The following is a 4953-nucleotide window of genomic DNA, read 5'->3' on the forward strand; positions in this document are numbered from 1 at the left end:
TCCGGGAGGCGGGGCGACCCGGCGAGAGCTGCGATATACCTTGCGCCGGGAATGCTCGGTTTTGTGTGCTTCATAATCGTCCCACTCGTAGCCTCGCTGGTGATCAGCTTCTTCAGTTGGTCGCTCTTTGGGGGCGCGACCTTCGTCGGTCTCGACAACTACGTCCGCATGCTCTCCGGACAGGACCCAGCGTTCTGGATCGTCATGCGCAACACCGTCGTCTTCGCGCTGAGCTACACATTCCTCAACCTGGTGATCTCGCTAGGTTTGTCATACTGGCTTCAGCACTTGCCAGACTTCTGGTCCCGCTTCCTGCGCGTTGTCTTCTTCATCCCCGTCGTCACCCCGATGGCGGGCAACGCGCTCATCTGGCGTCTTCTTCTATCCGACCAAGGCGTTGTGAACGCGGGGCTCGGCTCCATCGGCGTCGAGCCGGTCTCCTGGCTCAACACCCCTGTGCTCGCGATGGTCTCTCTTCTGATTATGTCCCTGTGGCAGGGACTGGGCTACAACATCGTTGTTCTGACGGCTGGCCTCAACGGGCTGAACACGTCCGTCCTTGAGGCTGCGACTATTGACGGCGCTAACGGATTCCAGCGCTTCTTCAAGGTTGTCTTTCCGATGATCTCCCCGACCGTCTTCTTCTGCACGATCATGACAGTCATTGGGGCATTCAAGGTCTTTGCTCAGCCCTATTTCCTTACCGCCGGAGGCCCGGGAGAGAACACGAATACGATGGTTCTCTACTTGTACCGAAACGGCTTCGCTTTCGACAAGCTTGGCTACGCGTCCTCGTTGGCTTGGGTCCTCTTTGTCGTCGTCATGCTGCTGACTGCCCTCCAGTTCAGCCAGCAGAAAAAGTGGGTGAATTACGATGCGTGACAACTCGCGAGTGTCCCTCGGACGCAGGATCGGTCGAATCGGTTCCGCCGTCCTCCTCGTCCTCATAGCCCTCGTATTCCTTTTCCCCTTCTCTTGGATGGTCGTTACCTCCTTGAAGCCGACTGCCGAGGTCTTCTCGTCGGGCGCCTCGCTCGTCGCATCGCGACTCGAGTGGTCGAACTACCCGTCGGCTCTCACCTCGATTCCTTTCGGCCGCGTCATTCTCAATTCTTTCATCGTTTCGATCGCTGGCGCCCTCCTTTCAGTTTTCGTTTCAACGCTCTCGGCCTACGCCTTTGCGCGTCTGCGCTTCAGATTCCGTGACCAGCTGTTCCTCCTGTTCATCGGCACGCTCGTCCTTCCTCAGGAAGTCCTTGTTATCCCCCTCTATATTGGGATGCAACGCCTCGGCCTCATGAACTCCTACTTCGCGCTAATCGTTCCCTTCGCCTTCGGGGCTTTCGGCGCCTTCCTCATCCGTCAATTCCTTCTTTCCCTGCCCCTCGAATTCGAGGAGGCTGCGAGGATCGACGGGTGTTCGGATTTTGAGATCATGACGAAGATTCTTCTGCCTCTCCTCAAGGCGCCGATCATGGTCGTCGGGGTCTTCGCCTTCATCGACTACTGGTCGACGTTCCTTTGGCCGCTCATCGTCGTTAACGATTCGAGTCTCGCCACCATCCCGCTGGGCCTCCAGATGTTCTCTGGGGAGCGCGGCACGGATTGGGGCCCGATGATGGCCGCAGTGACCTTGACGACGATCCCCTCGATCTTCATCGTCGTCTTCCTTCAGAAACAACTCGAGAAGGGCGTCGCTCTCGGTGCCTTCGGAGGTCGATAAACATGGAATTCACACCGCAGACCGTGGAGTACTCAGCGAGCGACTGGTCGGATCTCGTCAGACCTACCCCGCAGTGGTACTCCGACGCCCCCCTCGGATTCTTCGTCCATTGGGGTGCCTACTCCTTGCCGGCTTGGGCCGAGGATCATGGTGAGCTTGGCACCGAGGCCGACTGGGTTCAGTGGTTCACTCACAATTCCTATGCCGAGTGGTACTACAACACGATCCGCATTCCGGGATCGCCCGCGAGCGTTCGTCACCAGGAGCTCTACGGCAAGCTCGACTACGACTCCTTCCTTGACATGTGGGATGCGCGACGATTCGACGCCCATGACTGGCTCGCCCGTTTCTCGGCGGCTGGCGCCGACTACGCGGTCCTGACGACGAAGCACCATGACGGCATCACCTTGTGGGACGCCCCCGAGACCGGGACCCGAAACACGGTCGCTCGCGGACCGCGGCGCAACTTCGTAGAGGCATTCGCCGATGCGACCCGTGAGGCTGGGCTGCACTTGGGCCTCTACTACTCGGGCGGACTCGATTGGCACTACAGGCCCTTCCCGCCAATCGTCACTGACGAGCAATGCAACGACCTTCACCGTCCCAAGGACCGCGATTACGCGCGCTACGCATTCGTCCAGTCGAAGGATCTCATTGACCGCTATCGCCCGGACGTGTTCTGGAATGACATCGACTGGCCCGACGAGGGGAAGAACTTCGGAGAATACGGTCTCGGTCGCCTGATGGAGCACTTCTATGCGGTGTGCCCGCAGGGGGTGACGAATGACCGCTACGGCGGCGTGCACTCAGACTTCCTCACTTCGGAGTATCAGCACTTCGGTGCCTCCGAGTCGGCTTCGGTTTGGGAGAACTGCCGCGGAGTGGGCCTGTCATTCGGCTACAACCGCAATGAGGGTCCCGAGCAGTACCTCGATGGGCCCGCGGCCGTCCGGCATCTCCTCGACGTCGTCACACGCGGCGGGCGCCTGCTTCTCAATGTTGGCCCGAAGGCCGACGGATCGATCCCCGAGGAGCAGATCGCGGCACTCGACGGCCTCGCGGAATTCATGGGACCGTACAAGGCGGAAACCGTTCGCGGCGCCGTCCTTGACACCCCCTTGGAGTCGACGGGATGGGCGCGGGGTCTTCGGCACGCGGACCATGCGACCCTCTTCGTCTCCGCCGACGCGAGCGAGGTTCGCGGTCTCCCCAGCGGTGTCGACTGGTCGCGCGCGACCTCTCGCGGTGCTCGGATCGAGTTCGAGGATGGTCTCCTTCGGCTGGAGGTCCCCGAAGGTGTGCCCTCGGTGATCACGGCTCCACTGAACTGAGTAGAGCGGAGGGGGCGCCGACCGCCCCCTCCGCTATCCGTCCGGCCCATGCGAACCGCTTAGAAAGCGCCTCGGGAGATCCCCGTCATGCCTTCTCGGGGGCGCCCCGTCGTCTCTGATTACCTGTGACGATGGCTCAATTCGACTGAGAGTCGTGAAGTGTGAAGCGGAAGGAGTAGAGCTCCGCGTTGTAGATGTGCGTGCCGAATTCGATGACCTCGTTCGCTGCATCGTAGGCAGTGCGCTCCATTGTGAGGACGGGCTCGCCAGTACGTTCTGAACCGAAGGACGGGAAAGCTTGCGTGTGGTGTCCGTCTGTAAAAGCAGCCATTGCTAACAGGTCGGATGCCGTGACGACTCCCTGTCCTCCTCGGCCGTGGATTCTCACTTCAACCATGTCTTCGACCGTAGGTTGATTGTCAACAATTTGTGTGAGCCCTGAAAAAGTCGCGTAATAGCGCTGTTTATACGTGTCGAAAGGTGAGATTGTTAGTGACGGGCGACATAAAAACGTGCAACCGAAGTGTCGTAAAATGATGAGTGGTGCACATCACGTCAATTGGCCCTAATGCCTATGTGAACCCTATGTCCTCCAGAGTGTGCCGACCTTGTCGCCACATTCCTTGGAGTGAACATTGGTGTCCTCGCAGTGACGATCGTCCTCGCGCGGTCGCGGACGATGGCAAAGACACCTAACCTGGAAGGAAATCGGCGCTGCTCGACACTAAGGAGCGGGCAGGCGCCTGCGACGAATATGATCAGCGAAAACTGAAAGGACAGTCATGAGCCTGCCATCTGAAAAACTTGCCGAACTTGGCCTGGAACTTCCGCCCGTCGCAACTCCTGTTGCCGCATACGTGCCAGCCGTCCTCGACCGCGGTGTTATTCGCACCTCGGGTCAGCTCCCTGTTGTTGACGGTGAACCCGTTTGCATCGGTGCAGTCGGTGAGGATGCAACTGACCCCGAAGATGCCAAGGATGCCGCACGCCTTTGCGCGCTCAATGCGATCGCGGCAGCCGCGACGTTGGCGGGTGGCGTCGACAACCTCGCAGGTGTCGTCAAGGTTGTTGGCTTCGTGTCGTCGCGTCCTGACTTCTACGGCCAGGCCGGCGTCATCAATGGTGCGTCTGAACTATTCGCTGAAATCTTCGGCACCGCACACGCGCGTTCTGCATTCGGTGTTGCGGCCCTGCCGTTGAACGTATCTGTCGAGGTCGAAGCAGAATTCGCGCTCCGCGAAGACTGATCTGCTCGCGCTGAAATGGCGCGGAAGTCCTATAGTGAACGGGTACCCCCATAGGGTATATTTCGAGTGAATGACTCAAGCTTTTGGAGGAAAAATGGCCGACGCCCTGCCCGAGACAGCACCCTCGCAGAACCATCAGACATTCAAGCTCGTTGACGCGCGAACCAGCACCGAAGACGTGAAGTCCGAAGGTGGCTGTGGCTGTGGCGGCCACGGAAACGGTGGAGGATGCGGTGGCAAGGGTCGCGGCCACGAGGTCCCCGTTGAAGAAACCGCGTCCGGTTGTGGCTGTGGTGGACACGGTCATAGGGCTGAAGAGGCAAAGCCGGAAGGCGGTTGTGGTTGCGGTGGTAAGGGACATGGCCGCGGAGGTCATGGACACGGCCATCACGGTCACGGACACTGCGGCCATGGTGCGGGCGTTGAAGAACTCGTTCTTCACTCGATCCCGAAGGTCGTTCGTCGCGCAGCCTTGTTCGCGGCAATGGATTCTCTGCCGGTAGGCGAAAACATCCAGATCTGCGCTCCGCATCAGCCTGACCCGCTGTTTGCTCACCTGCAGGGCTCCGAGTCTCACTACCGTGTCGAGACCATCGAAGCGGGCCCGGAAAACTGGCGCTACCGCGTCACGCGTATTTCCTGATCATTCACT

6 protein-coding genes are annotated in these 4953 nt (G+C 59.7%); 5 read left to right on the top strand and 1 reads right to left on the bottom strand.

Features of this window, described 5'->3' with window-relative positions; all coding sequences use genetic code 11:
* The 3 genes from AC5RE1_RS06745 to AC5RE1_RS06755 all read left to right on the top strand — a co-directional run.
* Positions 1 to 882: carbohydrate ABC transporter permease (locus tag AC5RE1_RS06745; protein WP_493938477.1), on the top strand; the 882-nt coding region annotated here is incomplete at its 5' end.
* Complete coding sequence (locus AC5RE1_RS06750) at positions 875 to 1723, top strand: carbohydrate ABC transporter permease (protein WP_006680552.1); 849 nt, start codon at positions 875 to 877, stop codon at positions 1721 to 1723. The genes AC5RE1_RS06745 and AC5RE1_RS06750, both read left to right, overlap by 8 nt.
* 2 nt (positions 1724 to 1725) lie before the next feature.
* A complete protein-coding gene (locus tag AC5RE1_RS06755; protein WP_006680551.1) occupies positions 1726 to 3054 on the top strand; it encodes an alpha-L-fucosidase in 1329 nt (442 codons plus the stop codon).
* A gap of 136 nt (positions 3055 to 3190) precedes the next feature.
* Here the strand turns inward: AC5RE1_RS06755 and AC5RE1_RS06760 are convergent, their stop codons facing one another.
* Entirely contained in the window at positions 3191 to 3451 is a 261-nt protein-coding gene (locus AC5RE1_RS06760; protein ID WP_006680550.1) for a 2-oxoacid:acceptor oxidoreductase family protein, read from the bottom strand.
* A gap of 385 nt (positions 3452 to 3836) precedes the next feature.
* On the opposite strand from AC5RE1_RS06760, the gene AC5RE1_RS06765 reads away from it, so the two are divergent.
* Positions 3837 to 4301 (top strand): RidA family protein, encoded by a 465-nt coding sequence (locus tag AC5RE1_RS06765; protein ID WP_179370063.1) that lies wholly within the window; start codon positions 3837 to 3839, stop codon positions 4299 to 4301.
* Positions 4302 to 4371: 70 nt separating this feature from the next.
* Complete coding sequence (locus AC5RE1_RS06770; RefSeq protein ID WP_480939207.1) at positions 4372 to 4944, top strand: DUF2249 domain-containing protein; 573 nt, start codon at positions 4372 to 4374, stop codon at positions 4942 to 4944.
* Positions 4945 to 4953: the final 9 nt, after the last annotated feature.

The organism is Actinotignum sp. usb-actsch-rep-73 (assembly GCF_059082735.1).